The sequence below is a fragment of the Ramlibacter sp. genome, assembly GCF_028291745.1.
GTDB lineage: Bacteria > Pseudomonadota > Gammaproteobacteria > Burkholderiales > Burkholderiaceae_C > Ramlibacter.
In genome coordinates this window covers 85,661-105,789 of sequence record NZ_JAQGNQ010000010.1, presented here as the reverse complement: position 1 = coordinate 105,789, position 20,129 = coordinate 85,661, and the positions used below count along the sequence as shown (strand labels likewise).

Below are 20,129 nucleotides of genomic sequence, written 5' to 3'. Positions count from 1 at the left end.
ACGGTGATCGAGCGTCCATCCACGGACATGCCATCGAGCGCCTTGATGGCAGCCTCGGCAACTTCCGCAGACGCCATTTCGACAAAACCGAAGCCCTTGGAGCGGCCGGTTTCACGGTCCATCATGACCTTGGCGGAGGAAACGCTGCCGAACTCGGCAAAGTTGGATTCCAGGGTGGAATCGGTCACGGAGTAGGGCAGGTTGCCCACGTAGATCTTGCTGCTCATGGCGAGCCTTTCTCAATGATGGCGCTTAGTAGTGCGCACAGGTGCCGCGCAGCAACCTGCCGCGCGATGCGCAACGTCAGAAGACATCGGGAGGGATTCAGACAACGACGCGGCGGGTTGCAAGTTCGCCGGAGGGAGACAGTAATACCTTGAAGAGCGACGTTCTGCTCAACGTTCAGCAGCACGGAGGTTAGCACGTTACGTACTTTCGCGTGACCCTGTCCCAGGATTCAGTACCGCTCGGTTACAGAAACCGCCCGGCATGATGAAGGCCCGAGAGGGCCAGGAGGCATGTCGTGAGAAAGAGCAAGTTCACAGGCGATCAGATCGCGTTCGCGCTCAAGCAGGCGGAGCTGGGTATCAGCGTCGAGGAGGTCTGTCGCAAGATGGGCATCAGCGATGCGACCTTTTATGTCTGGCGCAAGAAGTACGGCGGCGTGGGTCCCTCTGAGCTGCGCCGATTGCGGCAGCTGGAAGAAGAGAATCGCAAGTTAAAGCAGATCGTGGCCGATCTGACGTGGTCGCCACCCTCAGTCGCATTTGCGCCGCCCGGGGCTTGCCGGCAACGATCAAGACAGACAACGGCAGCGAGTTCATCTCCAAGGCAATGGACAAGTGGGCCTACGAGCACGGCGTGGAGCTTGACTTCAGTCGACCCGGCAAACCGACCGACAACGCGCGCGTGGAAAGCTTCAACGGCCGACTGCGCCAGGAGTGTCTGAACGCCCACTGGTTCTTGTCCCTGGAGGACGCCAGGGACAAGATCGACGCCTGGCGCAGCGACTACAACGAGAGCCGCCCCCACTCCGCGCCAGACTGGATCGCACCGGCCGAATTCGCCCGCCGTTGCCGGCTTGAGCCGGCAACGGTGATCCCCGAAGAGCCGGAAGTTTCTACTTCTGAACGGTACTGAAACGGGTACAGGGTCACGTAGGGATCGGCCTCATCCGCGATGCTGATCGTGAGCCGATCTCTTTCGACCTACGCCCTCCGGTCGCTGCCGACTTCGTGCGGCAGCGCACCGACATGGACGCGAGGCGTGTTTACGTTACTTGAGGGCACTGAAGTTTTGCAGCCCGAGAAAGCTCCGTCATGAATCCCGTCACTTCCTTCCTCGTCTTTGTCTGCGTGCTCGCCGCCGCAGCTGTCGGCTATCTGGTGAACCCGTTTCTGGCACTCGCCTTCCTCGCGGCCGCCGCAGTGATCGCGAGTTCACTGAAGATGGCCAATGTGTGGCAGAAGTTCGTCGTGCTGCGCATGGGCAAGCTGCAAGGCGTCAAGGGCGCGGGGCTGTTCGCGATCATTCCGGTCATCGACAGCATCGTCGCGGTGATCGACTGCCGCATTCAGACGACGGCCTTCAACGCCGAGCAGGCGCTCACGCGCGACACGGTGCCCGTGAACGTCGACGCAATCATCTTCTGGCACGTCCACGATGCCGAGAAGGCGGCATTGGCGATTACCAACTACCGTGAAGCCATCGACCGCGTCGCCCAGACTTCGCTACGGGAGATGATCGGCTCGTCGATGTTGGCGGCGCTCTTGTCCGACCGAAAGGATGCCGACGAGCAACTGAAGATCGAGATCGGCGCCAAGACCGCGCCCTGGGGCGTCTCGGTCACGTCCGTGGAAATCCGGGACGTCGCCATTCCCGAGGCGCTGCAGAACGCGATGTCGCGCCAGGCGCAGGCCGAGCGCGAGAAGCAGGCCCGCGTCATCCTGGGCTCAGCCGAGGCGGCAATCGCTGGCAGGTTCGTCGAGGCAGCCAAGATCTATGCGGGTCATCCATGGGCGCTCCAGCTACGCGCGATGAACATCATTTACGAAACGACGAAAGAGCGTGGCGCCACGATCCTGATGCCGAGTTCGATGGTCGACAGCCTCAATCCCTCGGCCGCCAGCATGGCATTCGCACTAGCCGGGCAAGCCGCGCCCGACCCGACGATGGTCGAGCCTGCGGCACCGGCCAGGCCGCGGCCCCCATCAGGCCCGGTGCTGAGCGCCGACAACAGCGCTGAGGCCCCGTTGCTGGCGGCATGAGCGCGGCGGCCCGCGTCTGGCGATTCCGGACACGCCAGCGCGCCGCGCGCCAGACCGGATCCGACCCGCCGAATTCGCCCGCCGTGCCGGGGCAGCCGGCAACGGGAGTATCCGAGGGGCCGGAAGCTTTACTTCCGAGCCGTACTGAAGCGGGTACAGGGTCAGTCCCTCGCGGCGGAGTTCTTCTCGTGCCGGAGGTCCGGGCAGCACGGACCCCCGACTATGCGGGCTAGCGCACGGACGGCACCGGTGCGTTCGGTGACAGTCAGCCAGGCAAGGCTTGCCGCGGCGCGGACTGCGCTGGCCTTGCGCTCTCAAAGGATGCAGATGGCGACGGATCTGAGACAGCTACCCAAGACGCCGACCGGCATCGTCGGATTCGACCAGATCACAGGCGGTGGCGTGCCGACGGGGCGGCCCACCCTGCTGTGCGGCGCGGCCGGCTGTGGCAAGACCTTGTTCGCGATGACTTTCCTGGTCTGCGGCGCGCAGAAGAACGACGAGCCCGGCGTCTTCATGTCCTTCGAGGAGCACGCGGGGGACCTGTCGGCGAACGTCGCGTCCCTTGGCTATGACCTCGATGGCCTGATCGCCGAGAACCGGCTCGTCATCGACCACGTGCAACTGGATCGCAGCCAGATCGAGGAAACCGGCGACTACGACCTCGAAGGCCTGTTCGTGCGCCTCGACTACGCGATCACGCGCATCGGGGCCAAGCGAGTCGTGCTGGACACGATCGAGACCCTGTTCTCGAGTTTCACCGATGCGGGGATGCTGCGGGCCGAGCTGCGCCGCCTGTTCGAGTGGCTCAAGAAACGCGGCGTGACGGCGATCATCACCGGCGAGCGCGGCGAAGGGCAGCTGACGCGCTACGGCATCGAGGAGTACATCTCCGACTGCGTGGTGCTGCTGGACAACCGGGTGGTCGATCAGGTCACCACCCGCCGCCTGCGGGTGGTGAAGTACCGCGGCTCGGCGCACGGCACCAACGAGTACCCCTTCCTGATCGACGCGCAGGGCATCAGCGTGTTCCCGGTGACGTCGGCGGGCCTGGATCACCAGACGTCGGACCGGGTGGTGTCGTCCGGGGTATCCCAGCTCGACGAAATGTTCGACCTGCGGGGCTACTTCCGCGCCTCCAGCATCCTGATCTCCGGCCTTGCGGGCACCGGCAAGACGACGTTCGCGGCGAGCTTCATCGACGCTTGCTGCCGTGCCGGCGAGAAGTGCCTGTACTTCGTCTTCGAGGAGTCTCCCAAGCAGATCGTCCGCAACATGGAGTCGATCGGGATCCGCCTGGGCCAGCATCTGGCCTCCGGGCTGCTGCAGTTCGAAGCGGCGCGGCCCAGTGTGTACGGCGTCGAGATGCACCTGGCCAAGATGCACCGGGACATCAGCGTGTTCAACCCGTCCATCGTGCTCATCGATCCCATCACCGCCTTTCGCGGACCCGCGACCGAGGTGAATTCCATCCTGCTGCGGCTGATCGACCTGCTCAAGTCGCACGGGATCACGGCGCTGTTCACCAGCCTCTCGAGCATCGACGAAACGATGAACGAAAGCGACCACGCCATCTCCTCGCTGATGGACGCCTGGGTGTCGCTGTCGAACACGACGTCCAACGGCGAGCGCAACCGGATCCTGTATGTCCTCAAGGCACGCGGCATGGGGCATTCAAACCAGCTGCGCGAATACCAGATCACCTCCCAGGGCATCAAGGTGGTCCCCGCCTACATCGGCGCCGCCGGGGTGCTGACCGGTTCCGCGCGCGTGACGCAGGAAGCGAGCGAGCGCGAGGACCTGGCCGCCGCCAAGCAGGAGGCCGAGCTGCGCGTGCGCGTGCTGGCGCGCAGCCGGCAGGTGGTCGAGCGGCAGATCGAGGACATGCGCGCCGGCCTGGACGACGCCGACAAGGAAGCGCTCGGACTCACCACGCAGCGCATCCTGCAGCAAAGCGTGGTCGCCTCCGACCGCTCCGTCATGGCCAAGCGCCGCAGCTGAGTCGCCATGCTCACAGACACCACCAGTTCGACACCCGCCCCGGCGGAAGCACCACGGGACGGCCATTACTCGCTGCGCCTGTACGTCGCGGGCCAGACACCGAAGTCTGTCGCCGCGATCCACAACCTCACCGTCATCTGCGAAACGCACCTGGCGGGCCGCTACACCATCGAGATCGTCGATCTGCGCGTGAATCCGCAGCTGGCTGCGGGCGACCAGATCCTGGCGCTGCCCACCCTGGTGCGGCACCTGCCTTCACCCCTCACGAAGATCATCGGAGACCTCTCGAACACGGAGCGCGTCCTCGTGGGCCTGGACATCCGGTCCAGGGGCGAGGCACCATGATGACCGCCGAGCGCTACAGCCTTCGCCTCTACGTGGCCGGCTCTACGCCGCGATCGATGCAGGCGGTGAAGAACATCCGCAACATCTGCGAGCGGCACCTGGCCGGCCTTTACGACCTCGAGGTCATCGACATCTACCAGCATCCGGAGGCCGCGGCCGGTGCGCAGATCATCGCCGCGCCCACGCTGATCAAGGTCAGCCCGGCACCCGCCCGGCGCGCCATCGGAGACCTTTCCAACGAACAAAAAGTTCTGTCGACGCTGAGCCTGCCGATCATCGATCACCATGAGAACTGATGGCGCGCCGAGGCCCTCCGCCGCCCAGGAGGCAATGATTGCCGACCTGCGCGCCAAGCTGCGCGAGGCGGAGGAAACGCTCGAGGCGATCCGCTGCGGCGACGTGGATGCGGTAGTGGTGAACCAGGCGGGTTCCAACCAGATCTTCACCCTGGTCAACGCGGACCGACCCTACCGGTCGCTGATCGAGCAGATGAAGGAAGGCGCGGTCACGCTGTCGGAGGACGGAGTCGTGCTGTACGGCAACCGTCGGCTCGGCGAGATCCTGGGCTGCCCGCTGGAGCAGATCGTAGGCAGCAACATCAAGCGTTTCTTTGTCGGCGGCGAAGCGGCCAAGTTCGAGAGCCTGTTGGCGGCCACCGGTCCCGAGCCATCGCGCGCTGAACTCCGTGCCGGCCTCGCTGGCGAAGACGCCGTTGCCGTCTATATCTCGATCAACGACATCGTCTCGGAGCCCGGCGCGGCGCGGCTGATCGGCGGCGTGGTCACCGACCTGACGGAACAACACGAGGTGGATGCCCGCTTCAGTCACCATCGGAAGATGGAGGCCGTAGGCCAGCTGACCGGAGGGTTGGCACACGAGTTCAACAACCTGTTCCAGACCGTCTGCGGCAACCTGAGCCTGATCCGGCTGCGGCCGCACGACGCCGCCGCGGTGCGCAGGTGGTCGGAGAGCGGCCTCAGGGCCGCCGACCGCGGCAGCAAGCTCACGTCCCAGCTGCTCGCGTTCTCGGAGACGCAGCAGATCAACGTTCAGCCCGTTGACCTGGAAAGCCTGGTTCGTGGCATGGCGGAGCTGTTGCGAACCACCTTGGGGCCGGGCATCAGTGTCCACTACGATCTTGACTCGTCGGGGGTGCGCGTTTTCGCCGACAAGACCCAGCTCGAACTGGCAATCCTCAACCTGTCGATCAATGCGCGGGATGCCATGCCCGGCGGCGGCGGCCTGCGCATAGCAACCACGATTCGCGTAATTGGCAGCGACCCGGAGCTCGGGGCCGGACGCTACCTGGAGCTGAGCATCGCCGATACCGGCCACGGGATGGACGACAACGTCCGGGCGCGCGCTTTCGATCCTTTTTTCACGACGAAGGCGATCGGGCGAGGCAGCGGACTCGGCCTCGCGCAGGTGTATGGCATCGCCCGCCAGTCGGGTGGCGCGGCTCGCATCGCCAGTGCGCTGGGGACGGGGACCACGGTGACCCTGCTGCTGCGGCAGGCGCTGTCCGCCGGGATTGCGGTGATGAAAGACGTTGCCGCACTCCCAAGCGCAGCGGCCAGGACAAAGCCAGCCAGCATTCTCGTGATCGACGACGACGACGATGTCAGGAGCCTGCTCGTGGAGAGCCTGTCGGTTGCCGGGTACGACGTCTGCGGCGCGGCCGACGGACTCACGGGACTTGCGCGCATGGCGTGCAGCCCGCCTGACTTGCTGTTGATCGACTATCTCATGCCCGGTGTGAACGGAGCCGAGGTCGTGCAACAGGCCCGGGCAAGGGGCTTTGACATGCCCGTGATTTTCGCCACCGGGTATGCGGACACGCGCGCGCTCGATGCGGCAATCGGGTTGAAGGCAACGGTCCTCGCGAAGCCATTTTCGCTGGCCGACCTGCAGCTGGCGATCGAGGCAGCACTGGAGGCCCCGACGTGATGGTGGCATGGCCATCCAGCGCCTCCTGGCCGGAACGCGATGAGTGGGACATCTCCCATCGGGCAGCGAGCGCGTTCCTGTCGCGCGCGAGCTCTGCCCTGGCGCACTCGTGGTCGAGTCAGCCCTGGGACTGGCCGGCGCGTCAGTCGCTCAGACGCAATCAGTTCGCGGCCGCAGCTGTCCGGAATCTGTGCGTCGTCGGGGTGTCCTGTGAGAGTCTTGAAAGCGGGAGGGCTGCAAAGGCAAGCCAGCGGCTTCAGCCGCTGGCCCGCTGTTGCAGGAAAGCATGGCGCGGCATGCGTATCGAGAACACGCAGCCCACGCCGGGGATGTCGCGCACGCTCAGGGTGCCCGAGTCGGTTTCTATGCTTTGCCGGGCGATGGTCAGCCCCAGGCCGAGCCCCGACCGGTCGCTGCTGCGCTGGCGAAACGGCATGAACATCTCTTCCGCGCTGCCCTTGGGCAACCCGCCGCAGTGATCGGAAACGTCGATCTGGATGTGGCGCGTTGACGCGAAGACTCGCAGCGTGACCACCGTGTCGGCATGCGTGAACTTGAAGGCGTTGTGCAGCAGGTTGGACAACGCCGCCAGCAGCAGTTCGCGGTCGCCACGCATCCCCAGTGCCGGTTCGACCGGCGCCACCTCGAACTTGCAGCGCAGGGAACCCGCTACCAACTGCGCCGCGCTGCTGGCGTCCTCGATGAACGCGGCGACATCGAAAACCTCGTGTTCGACCAGGGCGCCCCGGCGCACGTCGTCCAGCGAACGCTCCACCAGGCCGGTCAAGGCTCGCAGGCTGCGTTTGAGCACTGCGCCGGTCGCGCCGCTGATCGGCATGTTGCTCAACTCGAGGGCGCCGACGGCAAGTGTCGCCGTCCCGAGCGCGTTTCGCAGCTCGTGGACGAAGAACGCCAGGCGCTCGTTGGCGGCTGCCTGCTGCTCGGTAATCAGGCCGGTTTCGCGGCGCCGGCTGAACTCGGTCACTGCGTCGGCGATGGCATTGTCCAGGCAGCGATTGAGCGTGCGGAACTCCTCGGTGGGGAACGCTGTCTCCCGCTCGAAGGCGAGGTCCATGATGCTCTGGCAAAGATCGCCGTAGTCATGAACCACCTGGTCGACGGAAAACCCCAACTCCAGCAGCTCCTTGCCGTGAGCAGCGGCGCTGACGCCGATTTCGGAAAGCGACAGCGCGTCGCCCCCGGCCGCGCCGGAAATCCGAATGCTTTCGGCGGCGAGGCCATCCTCCTCCGCGCCCAGCGTGCGGGTCAACTGGTCGAGGAAGAGAGGGATGCCGTGCTCAAGTTGAGCTGCGGTGGCCGAACGGCGGGGACGCTGCGCGACCTTCCGCGTGCAGCGGGCGATCAATTCATCGCGATTGTGGATCAGGAATTGGTGCACGTTGTTGCTCCCGCGTCAGTGAGGGACCGCGGCGAGGTTCGTGCCCGCTCGCTGCCGACGAAGTCCAGGCTGCGCGCACGCCGGTAGCCGTGCTGCAGCACGGCTACTGGTGCGGCGCGGCCAGCGAGGCACCGCCGGGCGGCGCTTCCCCGGGTGGTGCGCACGCAGTCCCACGCACCCAGCGGCAGCAGCGTGACGGCGACGGCGGCGCGCATCCACCAGGACGGCGAGCGGGCCGGCGTCGGCCGTCAGGGGTTGGGCGGCAGGTGTCATGGGAGTCCTTCGGAGCGAAGGATGCGCCGGGGAGCCATGCCCCGTCGGTGCGCTGGCATACCGACAGGGCGCCTCCACCGGGGCCTCGGCCGCTCGCGGCGCAGTGTTCAGTAGCGCACAGACTTGGCCGGCATCCTTTTATACTGAGGCGGCAAATGACAGACAGCGTGCCTGCATCCTGCAATCCCCGACGCAACCAGCTTCTGGCCGCGCTTCCTGCGCCGGAGTGGGAACGTTGGTCTCCCTTGCTCGAAGAGGTGCAGCTGCCGCTGGGCCGGGTGCTTTACGAGTCCGGCGTGTCGCTCGCCCACGTCTATTTCCCGATCGATTCGATCGTCTCCCTGCTGTACGTGATGGAAGACGGCGCGTCGGCTGAAATCGCGCTCGTCGGCAACGAGGGTCTGGTTGGCGTGTCGCTGTTCATGGGTGGCGAAACCACGCCAAGCCGGGCAGTGGTGCAAAGCGCGGGGCGCGGTTTTCGGCTCGAGGCGCAAGCCATGAAGAACGAGTTCAACCGCGCGGGGCCGGTGCTTCACCTGTTGCTGCGGTATACGCAGGCACTCATCACGCAGATGGCCCAGACCGCCGTGTGCAACCGCCACCATTCGCTGGACCAGCAGCTTTGCCGCTGGCTGCTACTCAGTCTGGATCGCCTGCAGGGCAGCGAACTGCGCATGACGCAGGAACTGATCGCGAACATGCTGGGCGTCCGGCGCGAAGGCGTGACCGAAGCCGCGCTCAAGCTGCAGGCCGCCGGCGTCATCCGCTACTCGCGCGGTCACATCACGGTACTGGATAGGCCCGCTCTGGAGCACCGGACTTGTGAATGCTACGCCGTGGTCAAGAAGGAATACGACCGCCTGCTGCCCGCGCGCAAGGCGGCATGAGTGCATCTGCGGGGGCACGCAGCTTGATGCGTTTGCGTCGTGCCGACAAACCCCTGGTGGCGCCAAGGTGAGTTGCGCGGTTTCGCCCTGGCGCATCACCCTGGGCCCGGGCTCACGGAGTGCGCATGCCCTGCACTTGCACGTCGACTCGGCGGTCCGGCTGCAGGCAGGCGACCAGCGCCGGCGTGGCAGCGTTGCCGTGGCAGTTCGCAGTTGCGGGCAGCGGGTCGGATTCGCCGCCGCCACTGGTGGCCAGTTTGTCGGCGGGCACTCCGGCGCGCACCAGGTACGCGGCGACGGCAGCGGCCCGGCGGCGGGACAGGTTGGCGTTGTAGGCGGTGGAGCCCAGGCGATCGGTGTGGCCGATCACGCGCATGCCGTCGTACTGCACGCCGCGCAACTGGCTGACGAACGCATCGAGCTCCCGGCTGCCCTGCGGGCGCAGATCGGCGCGGTCGAAATCGAACAGGGCATCGGCCGAGAAGTGCACGGTGACCAGCGGCCGCGCTGGGGCAGGGGCGGGGGGTGGCAGCGGCGCCGCCGGGACGGGGACCACCTCGCGCGGGGGTGGCATGGATGCCGCAACGTAAGCCGCTGCAGGCGCAGCTGCCGTCCGAGGCGCAGCCACGCCGCCGAAGTGATAGACGACAGCCAGGCTCAGCAAATCCACGTGCCCGCGGTTGCCGACACTGTCGTTGACGCGGATGCGCTCGCCTTCGGCACGCAGGTCCCAGGCATCGGTGAGGCGCCAGGCAAGGCCCACGCCGTACTCGGCCCCGAAGCGCCGCGCGCTGGTGCTGTTGCCGGAGAAGGGCATCACCACCGCGCCGGTGGAACTGAAGGCGCCACGCGTGCGGACGTACGCGCCGCCGATGCGCCCCAGCAGCGAGAAGCGATCGCTGATCGGCAGCGTGCCGACCAGGTCGAGGTCGAGGCCGTTGAAGCGGACATCCCCGACCAGCGTGCCGGCCGGCGTGGTCGTCGCGGTGAAGCCCATCCTGCCCACGTCGAACCAGCCGGCCTCGAGGCCGAAGTTGCGGTTCCACTGGTAGCCGCCGAACAGCTTGTAGCCGGTGCTGCGATCGCGGTCTTCGATGGCGGTGGTGGCCAGGCCTTCGCTGGCCAGCCCACGGTTGATGCGCGCATCGTCGATGGTGGCGGCGGACCGGCCGATGGCGCCGCCCGCGTACCAGCCGGCGTCCTGCGCCAGGCTGGCCTGGCCGACCAGTGTGCCCGCCGCCAGGCAGCCGAGCGCCACGAAGTTTCTGGAAGTGATCGTCATGATTCTTCTTTGGTGAAGGTGGGTGCTGTCACGGTGCCGGCACGTTGATGACCGTGTTCACCAGCGTCACGGAAGGGCCGAGCGACAGCAGCCGGCCGTTGATCGTGGTCACCGCGAGCGCGCCGGCGGTGGAGACCGACTGGCCCGCCTGCGAAATGATCGTACCGACCATGGTGCCGCCGCCGCCCGCGTTGATGGTCGCGGCCGAGCCGACCTGCCAGAACACGTTCTTCGCCTGGGCGCCGTTGGTCAGGATCACGCTGCTCGGGAAAGCGGCACCGGGGCCGCCGACCGTCAGCGAGGCGGCCATCTGGAACACCCAGGTGGCATTGGCATTGCCGCCCGCGTCGAGCGTCAGGTTGCCCCCCTGGATGCGGAACGTGCCGGCCGCGGAGGTGTAGACGCCGGGAGCCAGCGTCAGGTTGGCCAGGTTGCCGGCGCCCGGGTCGGGTCCGCCCGGCAACGCCGCGAGCTGGTTGTAGGCGACCAGTGCGTCGGCGCGCGCCTGCGTGGCGACGGCCAGCGTCACCGCCGTGCCCTCGCTCGGGCAGGCCGGCGTGGGCGGCGGCGGGGCGGTGTAGATCAGCCCGTTGACCGCGCCGATGTTCAGCGGAGTCTCCGTGTAGGTGCAACCGGGGCCGGCGTCGTGGAAGCCGGTCGCCGCGGTGGACACGCCGGTGGTGCCGATGTCGCCGTTGATCACGGTGAGGATGCCCTGGTTGGTCATGCCGGCGGATCCGCCGAACACGCCGAAGGTGGCCGCCGACGCGAGCGGGACCGGTGTCGCCGCTGCGCAAGGCACGGCGCTGAAGCTCCAGACGAAGTCATTCGCCATGGGGTTGCCCGGCACCGCGAGGTCCTTGACGCCGGCGCTGCCGCCGCGCAGGCGCGCCGTATAGACGCCGGCCACCAGCGGCGCCAGCGGCGTGAAGGTGGCGATGCGTCCGGTAGCGGCGTCCAGCGCCACCGAGGCGGGCACCACGGCGACGCCGCCCGGCCCGGTCACGGCGAAGTTGGCAGCGGTGATGCTGGCGGGGTCCATGCGCAGGCCCGAGGGCACCGCGAAGGTGGCATTGACCGCCGCATTCAGGCAGACGTTGTTGGCGCCGGCGGCTGGATTGGTGCTCTGCACCGACACGTCGGCCGGCGGCACGGCGCCCGCGGTAGTGAAGGTCCACACGTAGTTGCTGGCGGCCGGCAGCGCGGCCTGGTTACCGGCCAGCGCGTTGCCGGCGAGGTCCCTGGCCGCCGTGGTGATGGTGCCGGTGTAGGTGGTGCCTGCTGCCAGCGCTGCGGTCGGGGTGAAGACGGCGGTGCGGCTGCCGACGACGTAGGTCACGGTGCCCGCCGGGGATGTGCAAGGTGCGGCGCAGGTGAGCGTGAAGCTGCCGGCGCTGATACTGGCGGGGTCCATGTCCTCGGTGAACGTCGCCGTCACGGCGGTGTTGGCCGCCACGCCGGGCGTTGGGCCCGGCACCGTGGTGGCGGGAACGGTCAGCGTCACCCGCGGCCGCGTGGTGTCCGCCACGGTTCCGGTCGTGAAGTGCCACACGAAAGGCGCCACCATCGCCAAGCCGGTGACCCTGCTGCGCGCCCCGGTGACGGTGGCGGTGTAGAGCGTCAGCGGCGCCAGTGAGGCGCCGGCGGGCAGCGAGAAGGTGGCGATGCGGCCGGACGGATCCAGGCTGGCGGTGCCGCTCGGGCTGGTGCAGGGTGCCGCGCAGGTCACGACGAACGTGGCCGTGCCGCCCAGCGGAGCCATGACCTCGCTGAAGTCGGCGCTGATCACGGCGTTGTTGAACGCAACCCCGGTCGCGCCGTTCACGGGAGCCACGGCAGTGACCGTCGGGGGCGCCTGCGAGGGACCGTCGAAGCCGAGGATGGGGTCGCGTCCACCGCTTCCCCCGCCGCATCCTGCAATGACTGCGGCCAGCAGCAAAGCTGCCAGCCTGGCGGTGAAGTGGCTGAGTCGGTTTTTCATTCGTCTGTACTCCGTTTGCTCGCAGCAGGATCGCGAAGCGCAGCGGCAGCGTCTGTGCGCTGAGGTACATAGCGCGTCCCACGCTCGGGATGTCCGCACGCGCAAGCTGCCTGAGTCGCTATGTGCGGCGACGCACCGACCGTGGCGGCAGTTGCGGGGGTAATGCAGCCATTGCCTTTTTCCACCCGCGAAACGCGAGTGCTGCCGCTGAGTCACTGCAGTCGGGGCCTGGCGCGCGCGCTGAAGGCAAATCCCTGGTGCATCCGATGCACGACTGCCCACGCACCGTCTGCCGGGCAGTCGCTCTTGTGGACATTCACGCGCTCCACGGCGGCACGAGGCCGCCTTTGTGAAATGTCGGGAGCAAGAAGGATGCGCGCCGCCGACCACAGGAGCTGCCCATGCATGCGTTTCTGAAAGACAACCGTGATGCCTTGATTGCCAGGTGCAAGTTGAAGGTTTCACAGCGCCCGCAGCGCGCCGCGACCCACGCGCAGCTCGCCAACGGGGTGCCGATGTTCCTTGACCAGCTGACCCGCACACTCGAGGCCGAAGAGGCAGGCGAACCAGCGCAAAGCCTCAGGATTTCAGGAGTGGCGGAGCGAGACACATCCACTTTCTCGGAGATCGGGGTGAGCGCGACGGCGCACGGAAAGGAACTTCTCAAGCTCGGCTTCTCCGTCGACCAGGTCGTCTACGACTATGGCGACATCAGCCAGGCGCTCGCCGAACTCGCACATGAACGCCACGAGCCTTTCACCACCGATGAATTCCGAATTCTCAACAGCTGCGTTGACCATGCGATTGCCTACGCGGTGATGGCGTTCAGCAGCGAGCGCGACGCTGCGGTCGTGCGTCAACAGCACGCCGATGCGCACGAGCGCGTGGGATTTCTGGTTCACGAACTTCGCAACGCGCTTGGCACGGCGACCTTGGCCGCAAGCGCCCTGGAACTGGGAAACATGACCTTGAGCGGCGCCACGGGTGCGGTGCTCAAACGCAGTCTTGCCGCCCTGAACACACTGATCACCCGCTCTTTGGGCGAAGTGCGAAGCGATACACAGGCCGAACGGGCTCCCTTTTCTGTTGCCGCGCTGGTGTGGGACGCGGAACAAACGGCGCAGCTGGATGCGTCGGCGAGGGGTTGCACGCTGCTCGTGCCGGCGGTGGACACCCACATGATGGTTCGGGCCAACCGTGAGCTCCTGCAGGCAGCCCTGGGCAACCTGATTCAAAACGCGCTCAAGTTTACCCATGCCCATTCAGCAGTGACGGTTCACGCCCGTGCCGTCGGCGACCGCGTGTTGATCGAAGTCGAGGACCATTGCGGGGGCCTGCCGCCGGGAGGTGCCGAACGGATGTTCGATTCCTTCAATCAGCGAAATGACGACAAGTCCGGCCTCGGGATAGGCCTGTCCATCGCCCGGCAAAGTATCGAAGCAGACTTGGGGGCACTCAGCGTGCGAGACGTTCCTGGCAGCGGGTGCGTCTTCACGATTTCACTCCCGCTCGTGTCGCTGCAGCAGCGTCCGTGCTGAATCGAGGCTGGCGAAAGCGCCGTGATCGCCAGGCGGCTCACTCCACAAAATGCCTTGCTTTTTTTTGAGAGACTATCGCAGCACGGCAGCGGCCAGCTTGCAACGAGCACCGTCCGGGCAACGGGCGCCGTTGTTTGCAGCGCTCGCCTTGTTCGCGCAGTTTGCGCTTGCGCAAAACGAGGCCGTGCCGCTGGTGAAGGATGCGGACTCCATCGAAGCGCGCGTGCAGGGCTGCGTCACCTGCCACGGGCAGGGCGGACAAGGCACCAGCAACGGCTACTTCCCCCGCATCGCCGGCAAGCCGGCCGGCTACCTGTACAACCAGCTCGCCGCCTTTCGCGACGGGACGCGTCACTACGCCCCGATGAACTATCTGGTGGCCTACATGCCAGACCGGTTCCTGCACGAAATTGCGGAGTACTTCGCCAGGCAGCGGCCGCCCTTCGTCGCGAAGGAAGTCGCGAACGTCGGTGCCGATGTGCTCGCACGTGGCCGCGCCCTTGTCAGCGCCGGCGATCCGCAGAAGGGCATTCCCGCCTGCGTGGCGTGCCACGGCGTGGGCCTCACTGGCATGGACCCGGGCATCCCGGGACTCGTCGGCCTGCGCCCCACCTACATCGTGGGGCAGCTCACGCGCTGGCGCGTGGGTGAGCGGCACGCGGCCGAACCGGACTGCATGAAGCGCATCGCCACCCGCCTGTCCGATACCGACATCACCGCCGTGGCCTCGTGGCTGTCGCAACAGGTCGCGCCCAAGGACCCGTCGCCCGAATCGTCCAACCTCGTGCGCATGCCCTTCGCATGCGGCAGCCAGCAGGCCGTACGATGAAGAAGGGCATCGCGATCATCGTCGCCCTGGCGATCCTCGTCCTCGCGGCGATCGGCGTCGTCTACTGGACACATCCCGGGCCGCTGCCGGTCAGGTCCGGGGAAGCCGCCGCGCCCAATGCGGCCACCCAGGTGATAGCCCGCGGCGAATACCTGGCGCGCGCCGGGGACTGCGTCGCCTGCCACACGCCGCCAAACGGCAAGGCTTTTGCCGGTGGCCGGCCCATGCCCACGCCCTTCGGGGCGCTGTACGCGCCCAACATCACGCCGGACGACGAGACCGGCATCGGCAAATGGACCCCCGACGACTTCTACCGGATGATGCACACGGGCGTCTCCCGCGACGGCACGCTGCTGTACCCGGCGATGCCCTTTGCCAGCTATACCAAGGTCACGCGGGCGGACTCCGACGCGATCTACGCCTACCTCATGTCCGTCACGCCGGCGAAGCAGCAGAACCGGCCGCACGAGCTGAAGTTTCCCTTCAACAACCGCGACCTGCTCCTGGGCTGGCGCACGCTGTACTTCCGCGAAGGTGAATACGCGGCTGACCCGAAGCAGTCGGCCGAGTGGAACCGCGGCGCCTATCTCGTGCAGGGCCTGGGCCACTGCGCGATGTGCCACACGGCCATCAACGCGCTGGGTGGCTCGAGCGAGGCCAAGGCATTCGAGGGCGGCATGATCCCCAACCAGAACTGGTACGCGCCCTCGCTGACGTCCAATCGCGAGGCAGGCCTGGGCAACTGGGAGCTGCAGGACATCGCGGACCTGCTGCAGGTCGGCGTCTCGCATCGGGGCACTACTTACGGGCCGATGGCCGAAGTGGTCTACGACAGCCTGCAGTACCTCTCGGACGCCGACGTGAAGGCGGTGGGCGTGTACCTGAAGACGCTGCCGCAAAAGGAAGCGCAGGCGCCGGTCACCAACGAGGCGCGGCTCGTGCAGCCCGGCGTGATGGAGACAGGGCGCAAGGTGTACGAGGCGCAGTGCGCCACCTGCCACGGCGCCCAGGGCAAGGGGAATGGCACCGCGTTCCCGCCGCTGGCAGGCAACCAGTCGATCACGATGTCATCGCCGGTCAACGCGATCCGCATGGTGCTCAATGGCGGCTATGCGCCGGGGACCAGGAAGAACCCGCGCCCGCACGGCATGCCGCCGTTCAGTCACCTGCTGAACGACGACGAAGTCGCCGCCGTCGTCACCTACATCCGCGTGGCCTGGGAAAACACCGGCACGCCCGTGACCCCGGCGCAGGCCAACGACCTGCGCAAGCTGCTGCCGGAGTGAACATCCTCATGTCGCCCATCCCACCCACCGACGAAGAAGACCGGCGCGTCGACGAAATCGTGCGGCGTGGCCCGGCGGGGGCCTTCGCGGTGGCCGGCGTGGCTACCGCCATCGTGGTGGCGATCTACTTCATCTTCTACATCGTGGTCTACCTGCCGCGGGGGGCGGTGCAGTGAGCACCGCGATCGAGTCGCCCGCGGGCGGGCCTGAATCCGAAGCCGTCTCCATCGCGGCGGAACGGCGCTGGACCATCGTCGTCGTGGCGATCGTCGCGCTGCTGGTGCTGATGATGATCGTCACCGGCCTGCACTGGGCTTCGATGCCGCCCTCCCGCGTGGAGACTGTTGATGTCAAGACGGTGCACGTGAGGGGCGAGTTCGTGGAGTCCAATCTGGGCACCGCGGTGGCGTCGGACGGCAAGGTGACGGTGCGCCTGATCGCGCAGCAGTACTCGTTCGTGCCGCAATGCATCGTCGTGCCGGCCGACCTGCCGGTCACCTTCCGCGGCACGGCCACCGATGCGATCCACGGTTTCATCGTCGGCCGCACCAACGCGAACACGATGCTGATCCCCGGCTTCGTGTCCACCTTCACCACGAGCTTCCATGCGACCGGCGAACTGCTGATGCCCTGCCACGAATACTGCGGCACCGGGCACGAGGCGATGTGGGGGCGCGTGCAGGTGCTACCGGCCGACGAGTTCCTGGCCAAGGCGCGCGCTGGAGAAAGGCTCAGCTGTGTTCCTCGCTAGGAAACTCGTTCTCGCGCATTTCTGGGTGGCGTTCGTCGCCTTCCTCGCAGCGCTCGTGCTGGGCGCCTGGCAGATGTACGTGCGCAGCCCGCTCTCCACCTGGGTCAACAATCCTGAGCATTACTACCGCTCGGTCACGGCGCACGGTACCGTCATGGCCTACGTGCTGCCGACGCTGGTGGCCATGGGCTTCGGCTATGCCATCACCGAACTCGCGCTGAAGAAACCGCTGGTGGGGGTGCGCTGGGCCTGGGCCGGCTTCTGGCTGGTCGTGGCCGGCACGGCGCTGGCGGCCGTGACCATCGGCATCGGCAAGGCGTCGGTGCTGTACACCTTCTACCCGCCGATGCTGGCCAGCCCGCTCTATTACCTGGGCGTGGTGCTCGTGGTGGTGGGCTCGTGGATCTGGGTGGCGCTGATGTCCGTCAACCTGCGCCTGTGGAAGAAGGAGAACCCGGGCGTGCCGGTGCCGCTGGCGATGTTCGGCAACGTCGCGGGCGCGTACCTGTGGGCCTGGACTTCGGTCGGCGCCGCGGTGGAGGTGCTGGTGCTGATCCTGCCCGCCTCGCTCGGGCTGACGGACACCATCAACGCCGGACTGGCACGCGTCTTGTTCTCGTGGACGCTGCACGCCATCGTGTACTTCTGGCTGATGCCCTCGTACATCGTGTTCTACACGATCGTGCCGCGCGCCATCGGCGGCCGACTCTACAGCGACACCATGGGCCGGGTTTCCTTCGTGTTGTTCCTGGTGTTCTCGATGCCGATCGGCATCCACCACCTGTTTGCCGATCCGCAGGTGGGTGCCGGCTTCAAGTTCGTGCATGCGGCGATGACGGCGATGGTCTCGGTGCCGACCTTGCTGACGGTGTTCACCATCACGGCCTCCGTGGAGATCGCCGGCCGCCTGCGTGGCGGCAAGGGCGCCTTCGGCTGGGTGAAGGCGCTGCCGTGGGACAAGCCGATGATGCTGGCGGTCGCCTTCGCTTTCATCATGCTGGGCTTCGGCGGCGCCGGCGGCCTGATCAACATGAGTTACCAGCTCAATGGAAGCATCCACAACACGCAGTGGGTGACGGGGCACTTCCACCTGATCTTCGCCGGCGCCATCGTCCTGATGTACTTCATGGCGGCCTATGAGCTGTGGCCGCAGCTCACGGGCTGCGCGCCGCTTTCGCCAAAACTCATAAAGACCCAGGTCTGGCTTTGGTTCGTTGGAATGATGGTGCTGTCGATGCCTTGGCACCTGGTCGGCTTGCTGGGCGCTCCGCGGCGCATGGCCTATTACGACTACACGCATCCCGCCCTGCATCCCCAGGCCTGGACAGTCACGGTATCGGCCATCGGCGGCTTCATCCTGCTCGCCTCGGGCATCTTGCTGGTCTACATCCTGGCGACCGCAAGGAGGCGGCAAGCCGGCGTGGTCGAGCCCTTCACTTTCAGCCGTGCGGCGCACCCGGGTGCGCATACGCCCGTCGCATTGAACGGTTTCGGCCTCTGGCTCGCCATGATGATCGGCTTGACCCTGGTGAACTACGGCTACCCCATCGCGCAGCTCGCATCCATCAAGGAGGCGTACGTGCCTGTCATTCCCATCGGGAGCCGCTGATGCGAGAGGAAGGCATGTACTCCTGGCGCAATCCCTGGTTCCGGTGGAGCGTGGTCTCGCTCGTCACCTTTACGGTCGTGTCGGTGCTGGTGGGCTTCGTCTGGCTTCCCTCGGTGCATCGCGACTTCACGGCCCAGGGTCTCTGGGCAAGTATCTGCCGCGCCGCCGGCGTTCCCTCGACCTGGAGCGACAGCGGCGGTACAGGCAAGGACGTTCCCCAGGCCACCAATGTGGTCCTTGAGCGAAGCATGGCCAGGATCGCAGGAAGTGCCTCGGTGGGGCGCGGAGGGACCTTGGCCCTGAACTGCACGATGTGCCACGGCGCGCAGGGCATGAGCGCCTCCAGTGCGCCCAACCTGGCCGGCCAGTACCCCGAGGTCGTCATCAAGCAGCTGCACGATTACCAGGCGGCCAAGCGCGCCAGCTCCATCATGGAGGCGCTGGCGGCGAGGCTGTCCGACCGCGACATCGAGGATTTGGCGGCCTACTACGCGTACTTGCCGAAGGCTCGCACGGCGCCGACTACCTATGACGAAAGATTGCCTGCGCTGGTCCGCGTTGGGGCTCCCCTGCGGAACATTGCTCCGTGCATCTCCTGCCATGGCGGCGTCGACCAGAAGCTTGGGGCGCCCTGGCTCGAGGGCATGCCCAAGGACTACCTGGTGGGACAACTGCAAGCATTGCGAAGCGGCAAGCGGCGCAACGACTCGGAAGCCCAGATGCGCAATGTTGTCCGGAGCATGACCGATGCTGAAATCGAGGAGGTCACCACGTTCTATGCCGGCAAGGCCAGCGCCGGTGGAGAGCGGTGAAGCAGGCCTCTCAGCGGACCACAGCGTGAGCAGCCCGTTGTCCCGTCGCTGGGCGCCAAGCAGGCGGCGATGGACGATTGCAGGCTTCGTCTTGCTCGTGAGCGCGCTGGCTGCTGCTCTGGTCTTGCGCGGCGAACAAGAGCGCCATGGCCGAGAGGTCGACGCATTGAAGCATCAGCTGGAAACCGGGCGGCGAACCGAACTCACCATGGCTCGCAAGCTCGAGGGTCTTCCGCCGCCTGTTCGTCGCTACCTTCAGATGGTGCTGCCTACAGGCGCGCCGCGTCCGCCTCGGATAGTGACACTCAGGCAGCACGGCGAGCTGCGCACCGATGTGACCTCCGCCCACTGGATGCCTTTCGAGGCGACCCATCTTGCATCACCAGGCGCGACCGGATTCGTTTGGGACGCATGGGTCAACGCGGCGCCCTTCATTCACATTCGAGTTCTGGACTCGCTGATACAAGGGCGTGGTGCGGGCCAGGTCCTGTTGCTGTCTGCTCTTGACGTCGGTCACGACGGTGCTACGCCGGAGATGAACTCGGGGTCCTTGCACCGTTTTCTGGCCGAGGCGCCGTGGTACCCATGGGCGCTCTTGCCGAGCGATGAACTAAGCTGGACGCCGGTCGACGACCATCGCGCGTTGGCTACGCTCTCGGCCCAGGGAACAACGGTCGCCCTGGAATTCCGCTTCGCCGAGTCGGGGGAAGTGCAGAGCATCTACACGCCAGGACGGTGGGGTTCGTTTGGAGGAGCCTACGCCAAACTCCCCTGGGAGGGGCGCTTCCTTGATTACCAGCGCCAGGGCGGGGTTCTCGTTCCAATGCGCGCAGAGGTCGGTTGGTACCAAGGCGGTAAATTGGCCTTGGTGTGGAAGGCAAGCATTGACGGCGTGTCAACTTCCTACTGATGGCTTCGAAAG

At 66.5% G+C, this 20,129-nt stretch carries 18 protein-coding genes and 1 pseudogene; 15 read left to right on the top strand and 4 right to left on the bottom strand.

Going from position 1 to position 20,129, the window contains the following annotated elements:
* Window positions 1–227 (bottom strand): RNA-binding protein (locus JWP60_RS01820; protein WP_299785805.1); only part of this gene is annotated, 227 nt, incomplete at its 3' end.
* Between the two features lie 296 nt (window positions 228–523).
* Between JWP60_RS01820 and JWP60_RS01815 the strand changes: the two are divergent.
* The 6 genes and pseudogenes from JWP60_RS01815 to JWP60_RS01790 all read left to right on the top strand — a co-directional run bounded on the left by JWP60_RS01815 (window position 524) and on the right by JWP60_RS01790 (window position 6,560).
* A pseudogene (locus JWP60_RS01815) lies at window positions 524–1,140 on the top strand (integrase core domain-containing protein).
* Window positions 1,141–1,319: 179 nt separating this feature from the next.
* Window positions 1,320–2,267: a slipin family protein gene (locus JWP60_RS01810; protein ID WP_299785803.1), complete on the top strand. Its 948-nt coding sequence runs from the start codon at window positions 1,320–1,322 to the stop codon at window positions 2,265–2,267.
* Between the two features lie 327 nt (window positions 2,268–2,594).
* Window positions 2,595–4,268, top strand: coding sequence for a circadian clock protein KaiC (gene kaiC, locus JWP60_RS01805; protein WP_299785801.1), 1,674 nt, complete (start codon window positions 2,595–2,597; stop codon window positions 4,266–4,268).
* Window positions 4,269–4,274: 6 nt separating this feature from the next.
* Window positions 4,275–4,613, top strand: coding sequence for a circadian clock KaiB family protein (locus tag JWP60_RS01800; RefSeq protein ID WP_299785798.1), 339 nt, complete (start codon window positions 4,275–4,277; stop codon window positions 4,611–4,613).
* Window positions 4,610–4,909: a circadian clock KaiB family protein gene (locus tag JWP60_RS01795; RefSeq protein ID WP_299785796.1), complete on the top strand. Its 300-nt coding sequence runs from the start codon at window positions 4,610–4,612 to the stop codon at window positions 4,907–4,909. Before JWP60_RS01800 ends, JWP60_RS01795 begins: the two co-directional genes overlap by 4 nt.
* A gap of 34 nt (window positions 4,910–4,943) precedes the next feature.
* Window positions 4,944–6,560, top strand: coding sequence for a response regulator (locus JWP60_RS01790; protein WP_299785794.1), 1,617 nt, complete (start codon window positions 4,944–4,946; stop codon window positions 6,558–6,560).
* Between the two features lie 256 nt (window positions 6,561–6,816).
* On the opposite strand, the gene JWP60_RS01785 is transcribed toward JWP60_RS01790, so the two are convergent.
* Window positions 6,817–7,959, bottom strand: coding sequence for a HAMP domain-containing sensor histidine kinase (locus tag JWP60_RS01785; RefSeq protein ID WP_299785792.1), 1,143 nt, complete (start codon window positions 7,957–7,959; stop codon window positions 6,817–6,819).
* 428 nt (window positions 7,960–8,387) lie between these two features.
* On the opposite strand from JWP60_RS01785, the gene JWP60_RS01780 reads away from it, so the two are divergent.
* The gene (locus JWP60_RS01780) at window positions 8,388–9,119 is read left to right on the top strand and encodes a Crp/Fnr family transcriptional regulator (protein ID WP_299785790.1); all 732 of its coding nucleotides are present in this window, start codon (window positions 8,388–8,390) and stop codon (window positions 9,117–9,119) included.
* A gap of 112 nt (window positions 9,120–9,231) precedes the next feature.
* Here JWP60_RS01780 and JWP60_RS01775 read toward each other — a convergent pair whose 3' ends face one another.
* Together JWP60_RS01775 and JWP60_RS01770 are read right to left on the bottom strand one after the other, a co-directional pair.
* On the bottom strand, window positions 9,232–10,401 hold the full coding sequence (locus JWP60_RS01775) for an OmpA family protein (protein ID WP_299785788.1): 1,170 nt from the start codon (window positions 10,399–10,401) through the stop codon (window positions 9,232–9,234).
* 28 nt (window positions 10,402–10,429) lie between these two features.
* Window positions 10,430–12,382: an ice-binding family protein gene (locus JWP60_RS01770; RefSeq protein ID WP_299785786.1), complete on the bottom strand. Its 1,953-nt coding sequence runs from the start codon at window positions 12,380–12,382 to the stop codon at window positions 10,430–10,432.
* A gap of 401 nt (window positions 12,383–12,783) precedes the next feature.
* Between JWP60_RS01770 and JWP60_RS01765 the strand changes: the two genes are divergently transcribed.
* From JWP60_RS01765 to JWP60_RS01730, 8 genes are all read left to right on the top strand, one after another.
* Complete coding sequence (locus JWP60_RS01765; protein ID WP_299785784.1) at window positions 12,784–13,920, top strand: HAMP domain-containing sensor histidine kinase; 1,137 nt, start codon at window positions 12,784–12,786, stop codon at window positions 13,918–13,920.
* Window positions 13,921–14,050: 130 nt separating this feature from the next.
* Window positions 14,051–14,749, top strand: coding sequence for a c-type cytochrome (locus JWP60_RS01760; protein ID WP_299785782.1), 699 nt, complete (start codon window positions 14,051–14,053; stop codon window positions 14,747–14,749).
* Entirely contained in the window at window positions 14,746–16,035 is a 1,290-nt protein-coding gene (locus tag JWP60_RS01755) for a c-type cytochrome (protein WP_299785780.1), read from the top strand. Before JWP60_RS01760 ends, JWP60_RS01755 begins: the two co-directional genes overlap by 4 nt.
* 8 nt (window positions 16,036–16,043) lie before the next feature.
* Window positions 16,044–16,211 (top strand): hypothetical protein, encoded by a 168-nt coding sequence (locus tag JWP60_RS01750; protein WP_299785778.1) that lies wholly within the window; start codon window positions 16,044–16,046, stop codon window positions 16,209–16,211.
* An 8-nt stretch (window positions 16,212–16,219) separates the two neighbouring features.
* Window positions 16,220–16,786 (top strand): cytochrome C oxidase subunit II, encoded by a 567-nt coding sequence (locus tag JWP60_RS01745; protein WP_299785811.1) that lies wholly within the window; start codon window positions 16,220–16,222, stop codon window positions 16,784–16,786.
* Window positions 16,773–18,395: a cbb3-type cytochrome c oxidase subunit I gene (locus tag JWP60_RS01740; RefSeq protein ID WP_299785776.1), complete on the top strand. Its 1,623-nt coding sequence runs from the start codon at window positions 16,773–16,775 to the stop codon at window positions 18,393–18,395. Before JWP60_RS01745 ends, JWP60_RS01740 begins: the two co-directional genes overlap by 14 nt.
* Window positions 18,395–19,207, top strand: a complete 813-nt coding sequence (locus JWP60_RS01735) for a c-type cytochrome (protein WP_363320807.1) — start codon at window positions 18,395–18,397, stop codon at window positions 19,205–19,207. The genes JWP60_RS01740 and JWP60_RS01735 overlap by 1 nt, the downstream gene beginning before the upstream one ends.
* Window positions 19,208–19,304: 97 nt before the next feature.
* A complete protein-coding gene (locus JWP60_RS01730) occupies window positions 19,305–20,117 on the top strand; it encodes a DUF6544 family protein (RefSeq protein ID WP_299785772.1) in 813 nt (270 codons plus the stop codon).
* Window positions 20,118–20,129 lie beyond the last annotated feature (12 nt).